This is a genomic window from Sphingomonas flavalba (genome assembly GCF_004796535.1).
GTDB lineage: Bacteria > Pseudomonadota > Alphaproteobacteria > Sphingomonadales > Sphingomonadaceae > Sphingomonas_L > Sphingomonas_L flavalba.
Genome location: NZ_SPHY01000005.1, coordinates 17,305 through 36,426 on the forward strand (window position 1 = coordinate 17,305; position 19,122 = coordinate 36,426).

The following is a 19,122-nucleotide window of genomic DNA, read 5'->3' on the forward strand; positions in this document are numbered from 1 at the left end:
GTCGTTACGGCACCAATATCGTGTCGACCGCGTCCCACAGCGTGTCGGGATAGTCGAGGATATAGTGCAGCCCCCGGCTTTCCTTGCGGCTCAGCGCCGAGCGGACGATCAGGTCGGCGGTCTGCAGCAGGTTGCGCAGCTCGATCAAATCCGGCGTCACCCGGAAATGCCCGTAATAATCGTCGATCTCTTCCGACAGCAGCTTGATCCGGTGCGCCGCGCGCTCCAGCCGCTTGGTGGTGCGGACGATGCCGACATAATTCCACATGAACCGGCGGATTTCCGTCCAGTTCTGCTTGATGACGACTTCTTCGTCGGAATCCGTGACGCGGCTTTCGTCCCACGGCCGGATCGGCGGCGGTTCGGGCAGCGCATCCCAGTTCCTGCCGATGTCGCGCGCCGCCGCCTCGCCGAACACCAGGCATTCGAGCAGTGAATTGGACGCCAGCCGGTTGGCGCCGTGCAGGCCGGACTGGCTGACCTCGCCGGCGGCATAAAGGCCGGGCAGGTCGGTGCGCCCGTCAAGATCGATGACGACGCCGCCGCAGGTGTAATGCTGGGCGGGCACGACCGGGATCGGCTGCCTGGTCATGTCGATGCCCAGGCCGAGCAGCTTGTCGTAGATGTTTGGGAAATGCTCGCGCACGAATTCGGGCGGGCGGTGGCTGATGTCCAGGTCAACATGGTCAAGGCCGAGGCGCTTGATCTCATGGTCGATCGCGCGGGCGACGATGTCGCGCGGCGCCAGTTCGGCGCGCGGGTCGAAATCCGGCATGAAGCGGTGGCGGGTACCGGGCAGCAGCAGATGGCCGCCTTCGCCGCGCACCGCCTCGGTGATCAGGAAGTTCTTGACCTCGACATTATACAGGCAGGTCGGGTGGAACTGCATGAATTCCATGTTCGACACCCGCGCCCCGGCGCGCCATGCCATGGCGATGCCGTCGCCGGTCGCGCCGCGCGGCGCGGTGGAAAACAGATAGGCGCGGCCGGCCCCGCCGGTGGCGAGCACGGTGGCGCGGCCGGTGAACAATTCGACATGGCCGGTGGCGCGGTTGACCGCATAGACGCCCCATACCCGCCCGGCGCCGGAATAGCGCATCTCGTGGCGCCCGGTCGCCAGGTCGATGGCGACGCGGTCGGGGATCAGCGTGATGTTCGGGTGCTTCGCCGCGGCGCTTTCCAGCGCGCGCTGGACGGCGGCGCCGGTCGCGTCGTCGACATGGACGATGCGGCGGTGGCTGTGCCCGCCCTCCCGCGTCAGGTGGAATTCGCCCGATTCGACGTTGAACGGCACGCCCAGTTCAGCAAGCCGCGCGATGGCGTGCGGCGCGTTCTCGACGACGAACTCGACGGCCTTGCGGTCGTTCAGCCCGGCGCCGGCGATCATCGTGTCCTCGATATGGCTGTCGAAGGTGTCGCCGGCCTCCAGTACTGCGGCGATGCCCCCTTGCGCCCAGGCGGTCGACCCTTCGGACAGCCCGCCCTTGGCGAGGACGGCGACGCGAAACCGCTCGGCCAGGCTGATCGCGGTGGTCAGCCCGGCCGCGCCGGAACCGATGACGACGACATCGAAATTGTGCATATCGGCCAACGCCCCACTCCTTGCATCGGGTCTCAGGCGGCGTCGGCCGTCCGGGTCAGGTTCAGGAACACATCCTCCAGGTCGCCGTCGCGGGTCGATATGTCGACGATGCCGTAGCCGGCCTCGGTCACGGCAGCGAGCACGTCTGCGGCGCTGACCCGGTTCTTGGTGTAGGTGACCCTGAGCAGCCGCTCGCCGACGACGCTGACCCGGTCGAACAGCGGCGACGCCGGGGGTGCGGCAATCGGGCGGTCGAGCGTCAGCTCGACCATCTTTTCACGCGCCATGCCGACCAGCGCGCGCGTCGCCTCATTGGCGATCACCCGTCCGTGATTGATGATCGCGATGCGATCGCACAGCTCCTCCGCCTCCTCCAGGTAATGGGTGGTGAGGACGATGGTCACGCCCTGGGCGTTCAGCTGGCGGACATAGGCCCAGAGTTGCTGGCGCAGCTCGATGTCGACGCCCGCCGTCGGCTCGTCGAGGACCAGGATCGGCGGCGCGTGGACCATCGCCTTGGCGACGAGCAACCGCCGCTTCATCCCGCCGGACAGGGTGCGCGCATAGGCGTTGGCCTTGTCGTCGAGGTGGACGGCGCGCAGCAGTTCCATCGACCGGCGCTCCGCCTTCGGCACGCCATAGAGGCCGGCGAACAGCTCCAGCGTCTCGAACGGGGTGAAGAACGGGTCGAACACGATCTCCTGCGGGACGATGCCGATCGACGCCTTGGCGTTGCGCGGATGCGCATCGATGTCGAATCCCCAGATCGAAACGTTGCCCGCCGTCTTGGTGACCAGCCCGGCGAGGATGTTGATCAGCGTCGACTTGCCGGCGCCGTTCGGGCCGAGCAGGCCGAAGATCTGCCCGCGCGGGACATCCAGGTCGACCGCCTTCAGCGCCTGCTTGCCGTCGGCGTAGGTCTTTGAAAGCGATTGGATGCGGATCGCGGCATCGGTCATCCAGCGCAGATAGCGCGCCGGGCGGGGAGCGCCAACAGCGAAGGCGGCGGATGATTGCGCGGCCGGTCCGGCCTTGCTAATCGCGCCCCATGATTCCGCCGCCCGAAACCTTTCGCGTCGAACACCCGCGCGTCGCCTGCGACGGCGCGGGCGACATCGCCCCCGCGCTCGGCCACCCGCGCGTCTGGCTGCAGATCGACGAGCGCGGCTATGCCGATTGCGGCTATTGCGACCGCCGCTACGTGCTGATCGGCGGCCCGGCCGACGAACAGGGTGTCCAGACCGCCTGAACATCCTATATCGGCAGGATGACGACCGCCGCCGATCCACGCGCCTGGCTTTACCGCGACGCGCTAGACCCCGATACCGCCCTGCGCCTGACCGCCGACGCCCTCGGCGGCTGCGACGATGGTGAGCTGTATCTGCAGTACCGCGCCAGCGAGAGTTTCGGCTTCGACGACGGCCGGTTGAAAACCGCCGACTATTCGACCGATGCCGGCTTCGGCCTGCGCGGGGTTTCCGGTGAAACGACCGCCTTCGCTCACGCCAACGAGCTGAGCGCCGCCGCCATCCGCCGCGCGGCGGAAACGATGCGGCTGCTCGACCCGGCAAAGGGCGCCCCGGCGCAGCCGCCGGCGCGGACCAACCGCCATCTCTACACCGCCGACGATCCGCTGGCGCTGGTGCCCTTCGCCAGAAAGGTGGCGCTGTGCGAGGCGATCGACGCCGCCGCCCGCGCCCGCGACCCGCGCGTCTCGCAGGTGTCGGTCGGTCTGTCGGCCAGCTGGAGCGTGATCGAGATCGTCCGCGCCGACGGTCATGTCGCGCAGGACATCCGCCCGCTCGTCCGCCTCAACGTCTCGATCGTCGCCGAACAGAACGGCCGGCGCGAAACCGGTTTCTTCGGCATCGGCGGGCGCTATCTCTACGACCGGCTGTTCGCCGATGCGACGTGGAATCGGGCGATCGACGAAGCGCTGGCCCAGGCGCTGGTCAACCTCGAGTCGGTCGCCGCCCCGGCCGGCGAGCAGACCGTGCTGCTCGGCCCCGGCTGGCCCGGCGTGCTGCTGCACGAGGCGATCGGCCACGGGCTGGAGGGCGATTTCAACCGCAAGGGAACCAGCGCCTTTTCCGGCCGGATCGGCGAGCGGATCGCCGCCCCCGGCGTCACCGTCGTCGACGACGGATCAATCCCGGACCGGCGCGGGTCGCTGACCATCGACGACGAAGGCACGCCGACGCGCGAGAATGTGCTGATCGAGGACGGCATCCTGAAAGGCTATATCCACGACCGGCTGAACGCGCGGCTGATGGGGGTCGAGCCGACCGGCAACGGTCGTCGCGAATCCTACGCCCACGCGCCGATGCCGCGGATGACCAACACCTTCATGCGCGGCGGCACCGCCGACCCGGCGGAACTGCTTGCCGGGATGAAAGACGGCATCTACGCCAAAAGCTTCGGCGGCGGCCAGGTCGACATCGTGTCCGGCAAGTTCGTCTTCTCTTGCACCGAGGCCTATAAGGTGGAGAACGGCCGGCTCGGTGCGCCGATCAAGGGCGCGACGCTGATCGGCGACGGACCGTCGGTGCTGACCCGCGTGATCGGCATCGGTAACGACATGGCGCTGGACGAAGGCGTCGGCGTCTGCGGCAAGGCGGGGCAGTCGGTCCCCGCCGGCGTCGGCCAGCCGACCCTGCTGATCAACGGACTGACCGTCGGCGGCACCGGCTGAACGGGGCCGACGTCCCCCTTTCGTCGTCATTGCGAGCGTAGCGAAGCAATCCATCGCCGCCGCCGCGCGGCCGGCCGGATCTCAGCCGGCCCGGCGCAGGATCCAGCTTACGCTGGTGCCGCCGGCCGGCGATTCGCCGGACATCACCAGCTGGACGGTCTCGACCGGCCGGCCGCGCGGGTCGACCCACAGGCTTTCCTCGCTCGCCAACTGCGCGCCCCTGGCGCGAAACTGCCACAGCGCGCCGTCGGCAATGCGCAGCAGCGCGCCGAGGCCGTCGGCGGTCGGCGTCACCTCGATCCCCGGCGCCAGGTGGAAACGGACGGCGAACCGCGCCGCGCGGGACGAACGCCGCCGTCCGCCGGGCAGCAATATGTCTTCGCCGCGCACCTCGCGGCCGTCGGCCGACAGCATGATCAGGCGGCGGTGGAGCAGGCCGAACTTGCGCAGATAGCCGTCATGGCTTGCCTCCAGTCGGCTGCCCGCCTCGGTCTCCTGCCGGTCGATCTCGACCTCGGCGACGCCGCGGCCGAGGCTGCCGTCGCTGTGGACGGCGGTGGAATTGGTGTCGCCCAGGACCAGCGTCGAATGCGCCGCGCTGGTCCGAAGGCCGTCGGCCAGCGCGGGCGGGATGGTCAGGCCGGGGTGGCGGGCGCCGCCGCAGGTGACGATCACCCGGTGCGGCCCGTCCGACAGCTCGAATGCCAGGGTGGAAGCGCAGCCGCCCTCGGCCAGCCGGCTGACCGGTGGCGGCGCCGCGTCGACGCTGATCACCGTCGCCCCGCCGGCCAGCCGCTGATAGCCCCAGTCGCGGGCCTGGCGCAGCGGCCTTGCGCGCACCCCGCTCGCCTCGATGATCGCCGCGACGCGCTGCGCGTCGACCGGCAGCCCGCCCTGCCAGCTGGCGAGGCCGCCGTCGCCATGGGTGACGCCGAGCAGCGCCGGCACCGCGCGCGATAGCACGGTGTGGATCGCCAGCGGCGCCTGCTCGCGCCGCGCCTCGTACACGGCGCGCAGCAGGGCGAGCAGCGCGATGCCGTCGAGCAGCGCCGATGGCGACCGGTCGATGGTGCCGCCGTCGTCGTAGAAGGCGGCGCCGAGCGCGCGGGTCAACCCTTCCTCGCCGAACTGGCGGCGCAGCGATCCGCCGGGGATCAGCAGGCCGGCGGCGACGACGCCGGACCAGGCGGCGACGCGGGCCAGGCCGGGCGGCGCCCGGTCGGCGCCGCGCTCGACATGGCGGGCGAAGCGGGCGAGCGCATTCAGCACCGTCGACCGGTAGACGATGTCGTTCGACGACAGGATCAGCGGCGCGTGGGCCGCCCAGAACAGGATGCGCCGGCCGACGATGTCGTATCGCCAGGCGATGCCGCCGACATTGTCGGCATGGGCGGCCAGCCATTTGCGCATGATCGCCTCGGCGATCGGCGCGCCCTGTTGGCGCGTCGCGACGGTCGACAGGTCGCGCAGCCAGGCGAAGCTGTGCAGATGGGTGACGAGGCCGGGTGCGGCGGCCAGCGTCGCGAAATTCAGCGCCGGCACCGGAATCGCCTCGCCGCCGAACAGGATGCGGCGGTCGAGCAGCGCCTGCCCGGCGCGCTGGTCGCCGATGATCGGGTCGCCCGGCACCGCCAGCAGCTTCAGCGGGAAGCGGCCGCGCAGGCGAAAGCTGTGCAGCGGCGTGCGCCAGGTCAGGCGGTTGAAACTGTTGGCGATGCGCTCGGCCAGCGACAGGCCCTTCTCGCCGTCGAGCCGGATGAGCCGCTTGCCCTCCTCGATCCCGTCGGCGGCCGGGTCGATCGGGACCGCCTTGCTCACACCGCTCTCAACGCCTGGATGTTGGCGGCATAGGCATCCGGCCCGCCCCGGAAGGTCGCGGTGCCGGCAACCAGCACGTCGGCGCCGGCGGCGATCACCCGGGGGGCGGTCACCCGGTCGATGCCGCCGTCCACCTCCAGCCTGATGTCCTTGCCCAGCCGGTCGATCTGCTTGCGCAGCGCCTCGATCTTGCGCAGCTGGCTTTCGATGAAGCTCTGCCCGCCGAAACCGGGGTTGACGCTCATCACCAGCACCAGGTCGATCTCCTCCAGCAGATAGTCGAGCATCTTAGCCGGTGTTGCCGGGTTGAGCGAGATGCCTGCCTGCTTGCCCAGCGCCTTGATTCGCTGGACGGTGCGGTGGGTGTGCGGCCCGGCTTCGGCGTGGACGGTGATGATGTCGGCGCCGGCCTCCGCGAAGGCGTCGATGAACGGGTCGACCGGGGCGATCATCAGGTGGACGTCGAACGGCTTGGCGCTGTGCGGGCGCAGCGCCTTCACCACCGCCGGGCCGATCGTCAGGTTGGGCACGAAATGCCCGTCCATCACGTCGACATGGATCCAGTCGGCGCCGGCGGCGTCGACGGCGCGCACCTCCTCGCCCAGTCGCGCGAAATCGGCGGAGAGGATGGATGGCGCGATGCGAACTGCTGACGTCATGAGTGCTATGCCTTACGCGGGCCGGCGCGGCCCTGCAAGCAAGGCGGACACGGAATTCAGCCCTGACGAATCATCCGCGCGACGAAGAAGCCGTCGAGCCCGCCGGCATCCGCCAGCATCCCCGGCCGGGTGCGGACGAAACCGTCCGCCGGGGCGATGCCGGCGGGCAGTTCCGCCGCCGTGACCGGCGCCGGCTGATAATCGCCGCGCGCGGCAAGAAAGGCGGCGACCTGCGCCTCCCCCTCCGCCGGTTCCAGCGAACAGGTCGCGTAGACCAGCAGGCCGCCGGGGCGCACCCAGTCGGCGGCGCGGGCCAGCATCGCCCGCTGGGTTTCCGCCAGCGCGGCGATGTCCTTCGCCCGCACGCGGTGAAGCACGTCGGGGTGGCGGCGAAAGATGCCGGTCGCGCTGCACGGCGCGTCGAGCAGCACGGCGTCGGCCGGTGCGGCGGGCGCCCACTGCATCACATCGGCGGCGACCAGATCGGCGTCGAGGCCGGTGCGCGCGAGATTGTCGCGCAGGCGGGTCAGGCGCGGCGCGGCCTGTTCCACCGCCGTCACCCGCCAGCCGGCGGCGGCGAGCTGCATCGTCTTGCCGCCGGGCGCGGCGCACAGGTCCAGCACATGGCGGCCGTCGCCGGGGCCAAGCAGCCGCGCCGGGATCGACGCCGCCAGATCCTGTACCCACCAGCCGCCTTCGCCAAAGCCTGGCAGGGCGGTGACCTCGCCCGATTCGATACGGACATGGCCCGGCGCCAGCGTCACGCCTTCCGGGCTCAGCGCGCCGGGTTTCACCGTCAGGTCCAGCGGCGGCGGCGCGGCGATCGCGGCGCCGGCCGCGTCGACCATCGCCCGGTCCCACGCTTCGGCCCAGCGCAAGGCGACATTGCGCGGCAGCGACGGCGGCGCCGGCAGCAGCGCGCCCCGGCGCATCAGTGTGCCGAACACGCCGTGGACCAGCTTGCGCGGGCCGCCGTCGACCAGCGGCAATACCGTGGCGATCGCGGCATGGCCCGGCGTGTGTAGCGCCAGTGCCTGGACCAGCGCGATGCGCAGTGCGAATCGCGCCTTGGCGTCGTCGGGCAGGCGCTTGCGGGTGGCGCTGTCGATCAGCGCGTCAAGGTCGGGCAGGCGGCGCAGCGCCTCCGCCGCGATCGCATGGGCCAGCGCCCGGTCGTCGGCGCGCGCGATCCCCTTGGTCGCGGCCGGCAGCGCATGGTCGAGGGCGCGGCCCTGGCGCAGGACTGCGTCGAGCAGGCGCAGCGCAGCGCGCCGGGCGGCAACGCCTGCACCGTCTGGAACAGCCTCGGTCAATCGCGGCGCAGCGGATCGAGGGCGCTGCCGCGCTTGCGAGCCGGGCGCGGTCCCAGCGCCGAAACACGGGCCGGCCGGGCAGCCGATAGCGGTGCCGGCTCGCCGAACTCCCCCGCCATTTCCTCAAGTGCGGCAATGCGGTTGCCGGTGTCGGGGTGGGTGGAGAACCAGCTGTCGCCACCCCCGCCGCGCAGCGCCGGGACGATGTAGAGCGAGGCCGCCGCCGGGTTGCGCTCCGCCACCGCGTTGGGGATGCGCGCGGCGCCGCCGGCGATCTTGGCGAGCGCGGAGGCGAGCGCGCGCGGGTTGCCGGAAATCTCCGCTCCGCCGCGATCGGCGCCGTATTCGCGCTGGCGGCTGATCGCCATCTGGACGATCATCGCCGCGAACGGCGCGACGAACACGGCGAGCAGCGTCGCCAGCATGTTGGCGCGGTTGCCGTCGCCGCCGCGCATGAACAGTCCGAAATTGGCGAGCATCGAGATCGCACCGGCAATCGTCGCGACCATGGTCATGATCAGCGTATCGCGGTTGCGGACATGGGCCAGTTCATGCGCCATCACCCCGGCAACCTCGTCGCGGGACAGCATGCCCAGCAGGCCGGTGGTCGCCGCCACCGCCGCGTTCTCCGGGTTGCGGCCGGTGGCGAAGGCGTTGGGGTGCGGGTCGTCGATCACATAGACCTTGGGCATCGGCAGGCCGCCGCGCGCCGCCAGGTCGCGGACGATCGCGTAATAATCCGGCGCGCTCGCCGCATCGACCTCGCGCGCATTGTGCATTCTGAGAACGATCTTGTCGGCGTTCCAGAAGGTGAACAGGTTCATGCCCGCGGCGACCAGCAGCGCGATCAGCGCGCCGCCCCCGCCGCCCAGCGTATAGCCGAGCGCCATGAACAGCGCGGTCAGCGCGGCCAGCAGCATCGTCGTCTTGAACCCGTTCATCGTGCGTCCCGGTCTCCTGCCTTGCGTCCCAGTCCCCTGCCGCCCAATGTAGGGGCGCCACACCCACCCGCAACCGGGAAAGACCAGTCCAATGAGCCGCCGCCCTGCGCATGTGAAGCCGCCCGCCTATCTGTCGAAAAGCCCGCCGGTCCCGCAACCGGCGCCGGCCAAGACGACCACCGACCCGCTGGAGCGGGACCCGACCCGCTATGGCGACTGGGAACTGAAGGGCATCGCCGTCGATTTCTAGCTTCCTGACAGGGGGCTTATGACGAAACAGCGGACGATCGTCCTGATAGCAGCCGGTGTCGCTTTGCTCGCCGCCGGCATGGTGGTGGCGGCAGCGCTGACGCCGATCGGCTGGTTGCGCCCGACCGTCGAGCAGCGTCTGGCCGCCACGATCGGCGCGCCGGTCCGGATCGGCAGCCTGGGCCGCCTTGACCATTTTTCGCTGTCGCCGCGGATCAGCGTGCGCGGGCTGGTGGTCGCCCAGCCGGCCTGGGCGGGCCGGGGCGATCTGGCCCGGATCGATTCGCTGGTCGTCCGCCTGCCGCTGTGGCCGCTGCTGTCCGGCCGCGTCGCCCCGCGTGAGATCGCGGTCGACGGCGCCGCGCTGGCGCTGGTCCGCGATGCGACGGGGCGGGAGAACTGGCGGCGGGAGAAAAAGCCGGATCGCGCCTCGCAGCCGATCGCGCTGAGCGCGATCACCATCCGCAACGCCCGGATTTCCTATACTGATGCCAAGCGCGATCGCCGGTTCGACGCGCGCGCGACCTTCGACCGCGCCGGCTTCCGTCTGACGGGCACAGGGGCGGTCCTTGGCCAGCCGGTCACCCTGTCGGCAACCGGCGTGGCGATCGCGGCGGGGGCGAAGCCCGGCCGCTGGCCGTTCGTCGCGGTAATCAACGGCAAGGCGCTGGCGATGCGGGCGGAAGGGGCAATGGATCGCCCGTTCGACCTGGACCATTTCACCGCCCGCGTTACCGCGCGCGGCGACGACCTGAAGCTGCTCGACGCGATCATCGAGGCGGGGCTGCCCGGCACCCAGCCGGTCACGCTCGTCGCTGATGTCCGGCACGACGCGCCGGACTGGAAGGTCAACAAGTTGCGCGGCACGATGGGGCGATCGGACTTCACCGGCGCCGTCACCGTCGCCAAGCGCGACGGGCGCAGCATCGTCACGGGCGCGCTCGATGCCGGACGCTTCGATTTCGACGATCTGGCCAATGCGCGCGGCCGCGCTATCGCCCGCGCCAAGCTGCGCCAGAGCGGCCCACGGCTGATCCCCGACACCGCGATCGACCTGAAGCGGATGCAGAAGACCGACGGCGAAATCCGCTTCACCGCCCGCCGACTGCTGTGGCGGACGCCGACGCCGTTCACCGCGATGCGCGGCACCCTCCGCCTCGACCACGGCCTGCTGACCGTCGATCCGCTCGAACTGGCGCTGCCGCGCGGCAGGTTGCGGGGCAAGGCGACGGTCGATCAGCGGGGCGGCGCCGCCGTGCCGCTGCTCACCCTCGACCTGACGCTCAATGGCGCGGCGCTCGCCAGCTTTTCGGGCGATAGCGACCTGTCCGGCCGGTTCGACGCGCGGGCGAAGCTGGCCGGGCGCGGGGTGACGGTGCGCGAGGCGCTCGGCCGCGCGACCGGGACGGTCGGCCTGGCCGCGCGCGACGGGGTGCTGCCGGCGCGGCTGGCGGCGTTCATCGGCTTCGACGTCGGTCACGGCCTGCTGGCGAAGAAGGACGACACCGCCGGGCTGCGCTGCCTGGCGATGCGGCTGGCGGTGCGCGACGGCGTCGGCCGCATCGATCCGCTGATCATCGACACCACCCGGTCGCAGGCGCGGGCGACCGGCACGATCAACCTGGCCAGCGAACGGCTGAACGCCCAGTTGACCGGCGCGCCCAAGGGCAAGGCGCTGCTGCGCTACGACGCGCCGCTGCCGGTCGGCGGCACGATCAAGGCGCCTGAGCTGACCCTGCCGTCCAAGTCGGAACGCCCGCGCCAGTTGCTCAAGATGCTGGGCCGGGCGCTGTCCGGCAAAAAACAGACGCCACGCGCAGAAGATGCGGATTGCAACGCCCTGATCGCACGAGCGCTGGCCGGGTAAGGGGCTGCGCCCGCCTATTCCTCGCTGCGCAGCGGCCGGGTCATAAGCGATTCGACCACCGCCTCGATCGTTGCCGATCCGTCGAGCAGCGCGCAGACCGCGTCGACCACCGGCATGTCGACGCCAACGGCGCGGGCCGCGGCGCGCAGCACCGGCGCGGTGAACGCGCCTTCCGCAACGGTGTGGCGGTCGGCCATCAGCGCGGCGGCGCTTTTCCCCTCGCCCAGCCCCTTGCCGAGCGAGAAGTTGCGCGAACTGGTCGACGAACAGGTCAGCACCAGGTCGCCGAGGCCGGACAGCCCGGCCAGCGTCTCCGCCCGCGCCCCGCGCGCCAGGCCGAACCGCGTCATTTCGGCAAAGCCCCGGCTGATCAGCGCGGCGCGCGCGTTCTGGCCGAGGCCGCGCCCTTCGACTACGCCGCAGGCGATCGCCAGCACATTCTTGACCGCGCCGCCGATCTCGGCGCCGACGACGTCGGTCGACAGATAGGGGCGAAAGGCCGGGCGGGCGAAGCGGGCGGTCAGTTCCGCGCCCAGCGCCTGGTCGGCGCAGGCCAGCGTCACCGCTGCCGGCAGCCCGGCCGCCACCTCATGCGCGAAGGTCGGGCCGGACAGCACCGCGATCGGCGCCGCCGGGTGCTCCTCCGCCGCGACTTCGGACAGCAGCTTCATCGTGCCCGCCTCGATCCCCTTGGAGCACAGCACCAGCGGTGTCGTGCCGACCGGGATGCGCGACAGCATCGCGCGCAGGTGCTGGGCGGGCGAGACGATCAGCAGCGCCTCGTGCCCTGCCATCGCGTCGAGTACGCCGGTCGCGGCGATCGTCGGCGCCAGCGGCAGGCCGGGCAGGAACAGCGTGTTGACATGGTCGCGGTTGACCGCCTCGACCACCTCCGGCTCGCGCGCCCACAGGGTGACGGCGCTGCCGTCGCTCGCGATCACCTGCGCCAGGGCAGTGCCCCACGCGCCGGCCCCCACCACGCCGATCGTCATGCCTTCACTCCCGCGCCTCTTACCGCTTCCGCATCCGGGTCGAGCGGCCAGCGCGCGCGCGCCGGCACGTCGAGCGGATCGGTCAGCCCCGCCATGAATCGTTCCGCCCCGGCCCAGCCGATCATCGCCGCATTGTCGGTGCACAGCCACAGCGGCGGCGCGACGAACGGCAGGTCATGGGCATGAGCGAGCGTTTGCAGCGCGCCGCGGATCGCGCCGTTCGCCGCGACACCGCCGGCGACGACCAGCGCGGTCGAGCCTGGCGCGCCGGCAATCGCCCGCTTCGTCCGGTCGATCAGGCAGTCGATCACCGCCGCCTGGAACGACGCGGCGATATCCTCCGCCGAATGGGTGCCGGCATCGCGGGCGCGCAGTACCGCGCTTTTCAGCCCGGCGAACGAGAAATGCGGCTCCGTCCGGCCGACCAGCGGGCGCGGCAGCGGCACCGCCTTCGGATTGCCCAACGCCGCCGCCTTCTCCACTGCCGGCCCGCCGGGAAAGCCGAGGCCGAGCAGCTTGGCGGTCTTGTCGAATGCCTCGCCGGCCGCGTCGTCGATCGTCGTCGCCAGCCGGCGATAGCGGCCGACGCCGGCGACCAGCAGCAACTGGCAATGCCCGCCGGAGACCAGCAGCAGCAAATAGGGATAGGCGAGCGTCGGATCGGCCAGTCGGGGCGACAGCGCATGGCCTTCCAGGTGATTGACCGCTACCAGCGGCTTGCCCGCCGCCAGCGCCAGCGCCTTGGCGGTAACCAGCCCGACCATCACCCCGCCGATCAGCCCCGGCCCGGCGGTGGCGGCGACCGCGTCGATATCGCCGAGGCCAAGGCCGGCGTCGGCCAGCGCCGCCTCGACCAGCGGCGTTACCGCCTCGACATGCGCGCGCGCGGCGATTTCCGGCACCACCCCGCCATAGGGGCGGTGTTCCGCCTCCTGCCCGGCCAGCCGGTGGGCGAGTACGCGCCGGTCGGTCGCGACCAGCGCCGCCGCCGTCTCGTCGCAGCTCGATTCGATTCCCAAGATCACCGCCATCGTTTCGCAGATAGGCGCGTTATCGCCATTTCACAAAGCGCGCGCGCGCCGGTATGGGCTGGCCGCGATGCAGACGCCCTTTCGCCTAGGAACTCGCGGCTCCCCTCTCGCTCTCGCCCAGGCGGGGATGGTGGCGCGCGCGCTCGAACAGACCCACGGCCTTGCGCCCGGCGCGATCACCATCGTCCCGATCAGGACCGGTGGCGACAAGGTGCAGGACCGGCCGCTCGCCGAACTGGGCGGCAAGGGGGTGTGGACCAAGGAGCTGGATCGCGCGCTTCTCGCCGGCGACATCGATTTCGCGGTCCATTCGATGAAGGACGTCGAAAGCGTCCGGCCGGCCAGCATCGTCATCGCCGCGATCCTGCCGCGCGCCGACGTGCGCGATCGGCTGATCGGCGCCGCGGCGATCGACGATCTGCCGCGCGGCGCCCGGGTGGGGACGAGCTCGCCGCGCCGCGCCGCACAGCTGCGCCGGTTGCGCTCGGACCTGGAGATCGTGCCGTTCCGCGGCAATGTCGATACGCGCCTGGCCCGGCTGGAGCGGGGGGAGGCGGAAGCGACGCTGCTCGCCGCCGCCGGGCTTGACCGGCTCGGCCGCGACAGCGTCGGCACCGCCATTCCGATCGGGACGATGCTGCCGGCGGCCGCGCAGGCGGCGATCGGCATAGAGGCGCGGGCGCGCGACGCTGATCTGCTCGCCTGGCTCGCCGCGATCGGCGACGCGGAGACGGAACGCTGCGTCCATGCCGAAAGGACGCTGCTCGCCACGCTCGGCGGCGATTGCCGCTCGCCGGTCGCGGCGCTGGCGACGCAAGGCAAGGCCGGCATCCACCTGCGCGCCGAAATTCTCAGCCCGGACGGCGTGCTGCACGCGTATGGCGAAGCACTGCTCATCCATCCGGAAGAGGCCGCGCGCCTTGCCCAGCGGCTGTTCGAAGCGGCGCCGGCGGCGCTGCGCGCCCAGTTTTCGGGATGACCCGGCCGCTGCTGATCCTGCGGCCGGAACCGGGTGCCTCGGCCTCCGCCCGCGCTGCTGCCGCGCTCGGGCTGGCCGCCACTGTCCGGCCGTTGTTCGAAGTGGTGCCGCTGGCCTGGCAGCCGCCGCCCGCCGCCGGTTTCGACGCGCTGATGCTGACCAGCGCCAATGCGGTGCGCGCCGCCGGGGCGGCGCTGGCGGGGTATGCGGCGCTGCCGGTCTACGCCGTCGGCCCTGCGACGGCGGCGGCGGCCCGCGCCGCCGGCTTCGCCGCCGTCACCGCCGGCGACGACGATCTCGTTGCGCTGTTCGCGCTGGTTCGGGCCGGCAGCGCCCGCCGCCTGCTCCATCTGTGCGGGGTCGACCGGCGACAGGCCGATCCCGGCGCGCTGTCGGTCACCGCCGTGCCGGTCTATGATGCGCGGGCGATCGATCCGCCGCCCCGCCTTGCCGATGCGGCGGCGCATGTCGTGCTGCTGCATTCGCCGCGCGCCGCCCGGCATTTCGCCGCGCTGGCGCCGGACCGTGCCGCGACGCGGATCGCGGCGATCAGCACGGCGGCGCTGGCAGCGGCCGGGCCGGGCTGGGCAGCGACGGCGGTCGCCGCGCGGCCGGACGATGCGTCACTGCTGGCGGTTGCCGCCGGGCTGACGGCGTGACACTAGAGCCTGTCCCGTTCAAGCGGCACCAGCCCGCACCCCCACCCGGCCTCCCATATGATACTGCCGTTGGGAGGCCGGGTGGGGGTGCGGGCCGGTGCCGATTCCGCTTGAAGCAGACAAGCTCTAGTTGCGCGGGCGCGCCGGGGCGTGCGATGACGGGGCGAAACGATGACCGGCCTTGACGAACCGATGGCGACGCCAGCAGCGTCGCACCGCACCCGCGTTCTGGTGATATCGGCGCTGCTGGCGTTCATCGTCGGCGTGACGTTGACCGCCTATGTGCTGACCCGGCCGGGCCGGCTCGTCACCGCGCCCGCCCCAGTCGGGACGCCGGCGGTGAAGCTGGCGGCGCCAGCCCCCGCGCCGACGCCGCCGCCGCCGGCGATGCCGCCGCGTCCGGTTGCCGATCCCGCCGCGCTGGCCGCGCTCGATGTGCGTATCACCGATCTGGAAGGGCGGATCGACCGGGTCAGCGAGCGCGCCCGCGCTGCGTCCGGCAACGCCGCCCGCGCCGAAGGGCTGCTTGTCGCCTTCGCTGCCCGCCGGGCGCTCGATCGCGGCATGGGCCTCGGCTATATCGAGGCGCAGCTGCGTGATCGGTTCGGCACCAGCCAGCCGGCCGCGGTAGCGACGGTGATCGCCGCGTCGCGCGACCCGGTGACGCTGGAGGAACTGCGCCTCGGCCTAGATGATCTGGCGCCGGCGCTGGTGTCGGGCAGCGACGGCGGCTGGTGGCAGGCGGTGCGGCGCGAATTGGGCAGCCTCGCCGTTGTGCGCAAGGCCGGCACCCCCTCGCCGGAGCCGACCGAACGCGCCCGCCGGGCGCGACGGATGCTGGAAGGCGGCCGCGTCGACGCCGCCCTCGCCGAAGTGGCGCGCATGCCTGGCCGCGACAAGGCCGGCAACTGGATCGCCCTCGCCCGCCGCTACATCGCTGCGCGCCAGGCGCTCGACATGATCGAAACCAGCGCGATCCTCCAGCCGGAACCCACCGCCGCCCAGCCGGCGCAATAAAGCATCCTCTCTCCCCTCTCCCCGTCCCCGCGCCACTCCAACCCCGTCCATCCCCAGCGTAGTCGAGGGACGCACGACAGGGGTGCGTCCTTCGTCATCGCCGCGTTGTCATCAAGCCGGAACAGACCGCGTGCGGCGCCGTATCGCCGCGCCAGCCATGCCGAAGCCGGCGACCAGCAGCGCCCAGCTGGCGGGTTCGGGCACGCCCGGCCCCGGACCGGGTATCGAGGACTGGGTGAGGAACACGCCCGAATCCGATGCGAAGCTGAGGCCATCGGGCAGGTCGAAGCTGATCGTGGCGGTGTGCTCGAACGCCGCCCAGGAGCCGGCTTGGCCGGCCGCGGCGAGAGACATGACCAGCTGGAAGTCCGGATGGGCAGGGTCGAAAATCAGCGTCCCGACAAAATCCTCGGGGCCGAACTGGATCCAGTCGCCCACCGGGTTGAAGGACAGAAAATAGGCCGCCGGACAGCCGGCCACGGCATCGGTGCACGATGGCGAATCGTCGGACTCGTCATCGGCCCAGCCGGCCGTGCCGCCCAGCGCCGAATAGCCGTCCCCCATGCTGAAACCGAAGCGGGGCTGCTGGAAGCCCTCGAACGCGCCGTCCACATGCAGCCTGACGGTGAAGCTCGTCGGGCCGGCGACGGTCGAGGAAAAGTGCAGTATATCCGAAAAACCGGCATACGCATGGGCGCTGCCGCCACTATCGGTCCAATCCGAAATCTTCAGCTGGCCGGTCGCCAGGTCGGCGAAAGCCCAGGCGTTGCCATGCGCGGCCGTTTCCCAGGAATAAACCGGCTCCGCCACGGCCGAAACGCTTTGCATCGCGCTGGTTTTGGTGGCCGACTGGACCAGCGTCGCCGGGATCACGCCGGGCCCGTAAGTGGGCGTGCAATAGCTGAAGTCGGTGCCGTTGCACTCGATCGCTTTTTGCTCGGTCACTTGGCTGCCCGAATAGGCGAATGCCGCGACATCGACCCAGACGTTCCAGTCCGCCGCCTGTGCCGCGTCCGCCACCAGCGCGCCGGCCAGTATAAGCGCCGGGCCTCCATACCGAATGACCATGATGAATCCCCTCAGTGAGCCTGCGCCGCGTCGGCGCGGGCCGGCGGACCAGCGATTCGGTATCGGGTTCGGGCGGGCTTCGCGTCATCGGTTTTGATGATAGATGACGGATCCATTCCGCCTGCCCCAAAATGGGGCAAGAGCGCGCCGCGCCGGAGATGGAGGATCGCGGAGGCGCTGCCGCAGAGGCGGACCCCAAAGGAGATCGGCGCCGAACCGCAGCGCGCGTCTGTATGGAACTGGAGCGGGCGAAGGGATTCGAACCCTCGACCCCGACCTTGGCAAGGTCGTGCTCTACCCCTGAGCTACGCCCGCTCGGCGTTCAGCCCCCGGCGCGTAGGCCATCGGGGCGGGTGAGGCGCGGCAGATAGCGCGGGGCCGGGAACCGCGCAAGCCCCTTGTCGCCGTTCGTGCTCAACACTCTGGGGGCTTGGCAGCGCGGCGCTTCGCCCCACATAAGGGCGGCAATCAACCGGGAGGATGGTGTGGCCACGCTGGGGATGACCGCCGCGGAGCGCGCGGAAATAGAAGACTTCAAGCGCGACGTGATCGAGCCGTCGATGAACGCGCTCGTCATCCTCGATTTCTGGGCGGAATGGTGTGGACCGTGCAAGGCGCTGGCGCCGGTGCTGGACAAGGTTGCCGCCGCCTATGCCGACAAGGGCGTGCTGCTGCGCAAGGTCGACGTCGACGCCAGCCGGACGATCGCGGCGCAGTTCCGTGTCCAGTCGATCCCGACCGTCTATGCCGTGTTCCAGGGCCAGCTGGTCGCCGACCTGACCCAGGCGCGAACCGAATCGCAGCTGACCCAGATGCTCGACCAGATCCTGCGGCAGCTACCGCCGATCACTCCGGCGGGCGAGGAGCAGGCGCCCGACATCGCGCCGCTGATCGCGATGGGGGAGGAAGTGCTTGCCGGCGGTGATGCCGAACGGGCCGCTGGCATCTTCGCCCAGGTCGCCGAAATGGCGCCGGAGGACCCGGCCGTGGTCTCCGGCCTCGCCCGCGCGCTGGTCGGCGCCGGCCGACTGGACGAGGCGCAGGCGGCGCTCGACGCGCTGCCGGAGGACAAGGCGAAGGACCCGGCGATCGCCCGCGCGCTCAGCGCCGTCGCCCTGGCGCGCGAAGCCCAGCCGGCCGACGATCTCGACGGGCTGCGCCGCCGCGCCGCCGCCGCGCCCGACGATCTGGCGCTGCAGTACGAACTCGCCGGGGCGCTGATGGCGGCGAACGACCATGACGGCGCGGCCGATGCGCTGCTGGCGATCATCGCCGCCGACCGCGACTGGAACGAGGGCGCCGCCCGCCAACGGCTGCTGCAGCTGATGGAAGTCGTCGGGCTGGAGGACCCGTGGGTGTCCGCCACCCGCCGTCGCCTGTCGGCGATCCTGTTCACCTGATGGGCGCTCGCCCGTCCCGTCTGTCGATCTTTCCGCTGGGCGGGGCGCTGCTGTTCCCGCGCATGCAATTGCCGCTGCACATCTTCGAGCCGCGTTACCGCGCGCTGGTCAGCGATTCGATGGCGCGGGACCGGCGGATCGGGATGATCCAGCCAAAGGGGCCGGGCGAGCCGCCGGACCTGTTCGCCATCGGGTGCGTCGGCCGCATCGCCCATGTCGAGGCGCTCGACGACGGGCGCTACAATATCGTGCTGGAGGGGCTGGCGCGTTTCCGCCTGCTGGCGGAAATCGCCGCGACCACCCCGTTCCGCCAGGTCGAGGCGGAGATCGAGGACGCGCTGGAGGAGCCGCCGCTCGCCCCCGCCCGCCGCGCCGCGCTGGAAAGCGAATCGCGCCGCTTCGCCGACGCGCAGGGCTATGCGGTGGACTGGGGCGCCGTCGCCCGGCTTGATGACGAGGCGCTGGTCAACGGCATCGCCCAGATTGCGCCGTTCGACGTCGCCGCCAAGCAGGCGCTGCTCGAGGCGGACGGGCTGGACGAACGCTGCGACCTGATCATCCAGTTGATGCAGTTCTTTGGCCGCCATCAGGGCGAGGCCGGCGACCCGGTGACCCTGCAATGAGCCTTGATCCCGATCTGCTCGCCATGCTGGTTTGCCCGCTGACCCGCAAGCCGCTCCGCTACGACCCGGCGGCGCAGGAATTGATCTCGGACGCCGCCGGCCTCGCCTATCCGGTGCGGGACGGCGTGCCGGTCATGCTGGTCGAGGAAGCGCGGGTGCTGGATGCCGGAGAGGTCCCGCCTTCCCCCGCCACCTGACCTCCGCCCAGCTCCAACCTCAAACCCGTGCGTCC

The 19,122-nt window shown here is 71.3% G+C and carries 19 protein-coding genes and 1 tRNA gene; 10 read left to right on the forward strand and 10 right to left on the reverse strand.

Translation table 11 applies throughout. The features are described from left to right. Positions 1-4: 4 nt before the first annotated feature. Entirely contained in the window at positions 5-1,582 is a 1,578-nt protein-coding gene (gene nadB, locus E4A53_RS06565) for an L-aspartate oxidase (RefSeq protein ID WP_136162442.1), read from the reverse strand. 32 nt (positions 1,583-1,614) lie between these two features. Continuing rightward, a complete protein-coding gene (locus tag E4A53_RS06570; RefSeq protein WP_136162306.1) occupies positions 1,615-2,541 on the reverse strand; it encodes an ABC transporter ATP-binding protein in 927 nt (308 codons plus the stop codon). A gap of 89 nt (positions 2,542-2,630) precedes the next feature. Between E4A53_RS06570 and E4A53_RS06575 the strand changes: the two genes are divergently transcribed. After that, the gene (locus tag E4A53_RS06575) at positions 2,631-2,831 is read left to right on the forward strand and encodes a zinc-finger domain-containing protein (RefSeq protein WP_136162307.1); all 201 of its coding nucleotides are present in this window, start codon (positions 2,631-2,633) and stop codon (positions 2,829-2,831) included. Between the two features lie 18 nt (positions 2,832-2,849). Continuing rightward, entirely contained in the window at positions 2,850-4,274 is a 1,425-nt protein-coding gene (gene tldD / locus E4A53_RS06580; protein ID WP_136162308.1) for a metalloprotease TldD, read from the forward strand. Between the two features lie 81 nt (positions 4,275-4,355). Here the strand turns inward: tldD and E4A53_RS06585 are convergent, their stop codons facing one another. Genes E4A53_RS06585 through htpX form a run of 4 tightly spaced genes read right to left on the reverse strand, consistent with a single transcriptional unit; the run spans position 4,356 to position 9,005 of the window. Further along, the gene (locus E4A53_RS06585; RefSeq protein WP_136162309.1) at positions 4,356-6,092 is read right to left on the reverse strand and encodes a heparinase II/III family protein; all 1,737 of its coding nucleotides are present in this window, start codon (positions 6,090-6,092) and stop codon (positions 4,356-4,358) included. Continuing rightward, the gene (rpe, locus tag E4A53_RS06590; RefSeq protein WP_136162310.1) at positions 6,089-6,751 is read right to left on the reverse strand and encodes a ribulose-phosphate 3-epimerase; all 663 of its coding nucleotides are present in this window, start codon (positions 6,749-6,751) and stop codon (positions 6,089-6,091) included. Before rpe ends, E4A53_RS06585 begins: the two co-directional genes overlap by 4 nt. Before the next feature lie 56 nt (positions 6,752-6,807). Next, positions 6,808-8,064 (reverse strand): RsmB/NOP family class I SAM-dependent RNA methyltransferase, encoded by a 1,257-nt coding sequence (locus tag E4A53_RS06595; RefSeq protein ID WP_136162311.1) that lies wholly within the window; start codon positions 8,062-8,064, stop codon positions 6,808-6,810. After that, positions 8,061-9,005, reverse strand: a complete 945-nt coding sequence (gene htpX / locus E4A53_RS06600) for a zinc metalloprotease HtpX (protein ID WP_136162312.1) — start codon at positions 9,003-9,005, stop codon at positions 8,061-8,063. The genes E4A53_RS06595 and htpX overlap by 4 nt, the downstream gene beginning before the upstream one ends. A gap of 91 nt (positions 9,006-9,096) precedes the next feature. Between htpX and E4A53_RS06605 the strand changes: the two genes are divergently transcribed. Together E4A53_RS06605 and E4A53_RS06610 are read left to right on the forward strand one after the other, a co-directional pair. Beyond that, entirely contained in the window at positions 9,097-9,255 is a 159-nt protein-coding gene (locus E4A53_RS06605; protein WP_136162313.1) for a DUF1674 domain-containing protein, read from the forward strand. A gap of 18 nt (positions 9,256-9,273) precedes the next feature. Continuing rightward, positions 9,274-11,121 carry an AsmA family protein gene (locus E4A53_RS06610; RefSeq protein WP_136162314.1) on the forward strand — a complete coding sequence of 616 codons (1,848 nt, stop codon included), beginning with the start codon at positions 9,274-9,276 and terminating at the stop codon, positions 11,119-11,121. A gap of 14 nt (positions 11,122-11,135) precedes the next feature. On the opposite strand, the gene E4A53_RS06615 is transcribed toward E4A53_RS06610, so the two are convergent. Further along, the gene (locus tag E4A53_RS06615) at positions 11,136-12,113 is read right to left on the reverse strand and encodes an NAD(P)H-dependent glycerol-3-phosphate dehydrogenase (protein WP_136162315.1); all 978 of its coding nucleotides are present in this window, start codon (positions 12,111-12,113) and stop codon (positions 11,136-11,138) included. Continuing rightward, positions 12,110-13,144: a tRNA (adenosine(37)-N6)-threonylcarbamoyltransferase complex transferase subunit TsaD gene (gene tsaD / locus E4A53_RS06620; protein WP_136162316.1), complete on the reverse strand. Its 1,035-nt coding sequence runs from the start codon at positions 13,142-13,144 to the stop codon at positions 12,110-12,112. Before tsaD ends, E4A53_RS06615 begins: the two co-directional genes overlap by 4 nt. A gap of 67 nt (positions 13,145-13,211) precedes the next feature. On the opposite strand from tsaD, the gene hemC reads away from it, so the two are divergent. The 3 genes from hemC (at position 13,212) to E4A53_RS06635 (ending at position 15,799) form a co-directional block, all read left to right on the forward strand. Next, entirely contained in the window at positions 13,212-14,123 is a 912-nt protein-coding gene (hemC, locus tag E4A53_RS06625) for a hydroxymethylbilane synthase (RefSeq protein WP_136162317.1), read from the forward strand. Next, positions 14,120-14,782, forward strand: coding sequence for a uroporphyrinogen-III synthase (locus E4A53_RS06630; protein ID WP_136162318.1), 663 nt, complete (start codon positions 14,120-14,122; stop codon positions 14,780-14,782). Before hemC ends, E4A53_RS06630 begins: the two co-directional genes overlap by 4 nt. 171 nt (positions 14,783-14,953) lie before the next feature. Continuing rightward, positions 14,954-15,799: a hypothetical protein gene (locus E4A53_RS06635; protein ID WP_136162319.1), complete on the forward strand. Its 846-nt coding sequence runs from the start codon at positions 14,954-14,956 to the stop codon at positions 15,797-15,799. Between the two features lie 111 nt (positions 15,800-15,910). Here E4A53_RS06635 and E4A53_RS14875 read toward each other — a convergent pair whose 3' ends face one another. Further along, positions 15,911-16,867, reverse strand: coding sequence for a PEPxxWA-CTERM sorting domain-containing protein (locus tag E4A53_RS14875; protein ID WP_136162320.1), 957 nt, complete (start codon positions 16,865-16,867; stop codon positions 15,911-15,913). A 240-nt stretch (positions 16,868-17,107) separates the two neighbouring features. Next, positions 17,108-17,182 (reverse strand) — tRNA-Gly (locus E4A53_RS06645). A 185-nt stretch (positions 17,183-17,367) separates the two neighbouring features. Here E4A53_RS06645 and E4A53_RS06650 point away from each other — a divergent pair. The 3 genes from E4A53_RS06650 to E4A53_RS06660 are packed head-to-tail and all read left to right on the forward strand — an operon-like array spanning position 17,368 to position 19,087. Then, a complete protein-coding gene (locus E4A53_RS06650) occupies positions 17,368-18,267 on the forward strand; it encodes a tetratricopeptide repeat protein (protein WP_136162443.1) in 900 nt (299 codons plus the stop codon). Beyond that, complete coding sequence (locus tag E4A53_RS06655) at positions 18,267-18,890, forward strand: LON peptidase substrate-binding domain-containing protein (protein WP_136162321.1); 624 nt, start codon at positions 18,267-18,269, stop codon at positions 18,888-18,890. Before E4A53_RS06650 ends, E4A53_RS06655 begins: the two co-directional genes overlap by 1 nt. Beyond that, complete coding sequence (locus tag E4A53_RS06660) at positions 18,887-19,087, forward strand: Trm112 family protein (RefSeq protein WP_136162322.1); 201 nt, start codon at positions 18,887-18,889, stop codon at positions 19,085-19,087. Before E4A53_RS06655 ends, E4A53_RS06660 begins: the two co-directional genes overlap by 4 nt. Positions 19,088-19,122: the final 35 nt, after the last annotated feature.

Coding starts and splice junctions, on each gene's coding strand:
- nadB (WP_136162442.1), bottom strand. CDS start 1,582: ATGCACAATTTCGATGTCGTCGTCATCGGTTCCGGCGCGGCCGGGCTG.
- E4A53_RS06570 (WP_136162306.1), bottom strand. CDS start 2,541: ATGACCGATGCCGCGATCCGCATCCAATCGCTTTCAAAGACCTACGCC.
- E4A53_RS06575 (WP_136162307.1), top strand. CDS start 2,631: ATGATTCCGCCGCCCGAAACCTTTCGCGTCGAACACCCGCGCGTCGCC.
- tldD (WP_136162308.1), top strand. CDS start 2,850: ATGACGACCGCCGCCGATCCACGCGCCTGGCTTTACCGCGACGCGCTA.
- rpe (WP_136162310.1), bottom strand. CDS start 6,751: ATGACGTCAGCAGTTCGCATCGCGCCATCCATCCTCTCCGCCGATTTC.
- htpX (WP_136162312.1), bottom strand. CDS start 9,005: ATGAACGGGTTCAAGACGACGATGCTGCTGGCCGCGCTGACCGCGCTG.
- E4A53_RS06605 (WP_136162313.1), top strand. CDS start 9,097: ATGAGCCGCCGCCCTGCGCATGTGAAGCCGCCCGCCTATCTGTCGAAA.
- E4A53_RS06610 (WP_136162314.1), top strand. CDS start 9,274: ATGACGAAACAGCGGACGATCGTCCTGATAGCAGCCGGTGTCGCTTTG.
- E4A53_RS06615 (WP_136162315.1), bottom strand. CDS start 12,113: ATGACGATCGGCGTGGTGGGGGCCGGCGCGTGGGGCACTGCCCTGGCG.
- tsaD (WP_136162316.1), bottom strand. CDS start 13,144: ATGGCGGTGATCTTGGGAATCGAATCGAGCTGCGACGAGACGGCGGCG.
- hemC (WP_136162317.1), top strand. CDS start 13,212: ATGCAGACGCCCTTTCGCCTAGGAACTCGCGGCTCCCCTCTCGCTCTC.
- E4A53_RS06630 (WP_136162318.1), top strand. CDS start 14,120: ATGACCCGGCCGCTGCTGATCCTGCGGCCGGAACCGGGTGCCTCGGCC.
- E4A53_RS06635 (WP_136162319.1), top strand. CDS start 14,954: ATGACCGGCCTTGACGAACCGATGGCGACGCCAGCAGCGTCGCACCGC.
- E4A53_RS14875 (WP_136162320.1), bottom strand. CDS start 16,867: ATGGTCATTCGGTATGGAGGCCCGGCGCTTATACTGGCCGGCGCGCTG.
- E4A53_RS06650 (WP_136162443.1), top strand. CDS start 17,368: ATGACCGCCGCGGAGCGCGCGGAAATAGAAGACTTCAAGCGCGACGTG.
- E4A53_RS06655 (WP_136162321.1), top strand. CDS start 18,267: ATGGGCGCTCGCCCGTCCCGTCTGTCGATCTTTCCGCTGGGCGGGGCG.
- E4A53_RS06660 (WP_136162322.1), top strand. CDS start 18,887: ATGAGCCTTGATCCCGATCTGCTCGCCATGCTGGTTTGCCCGCTGACC.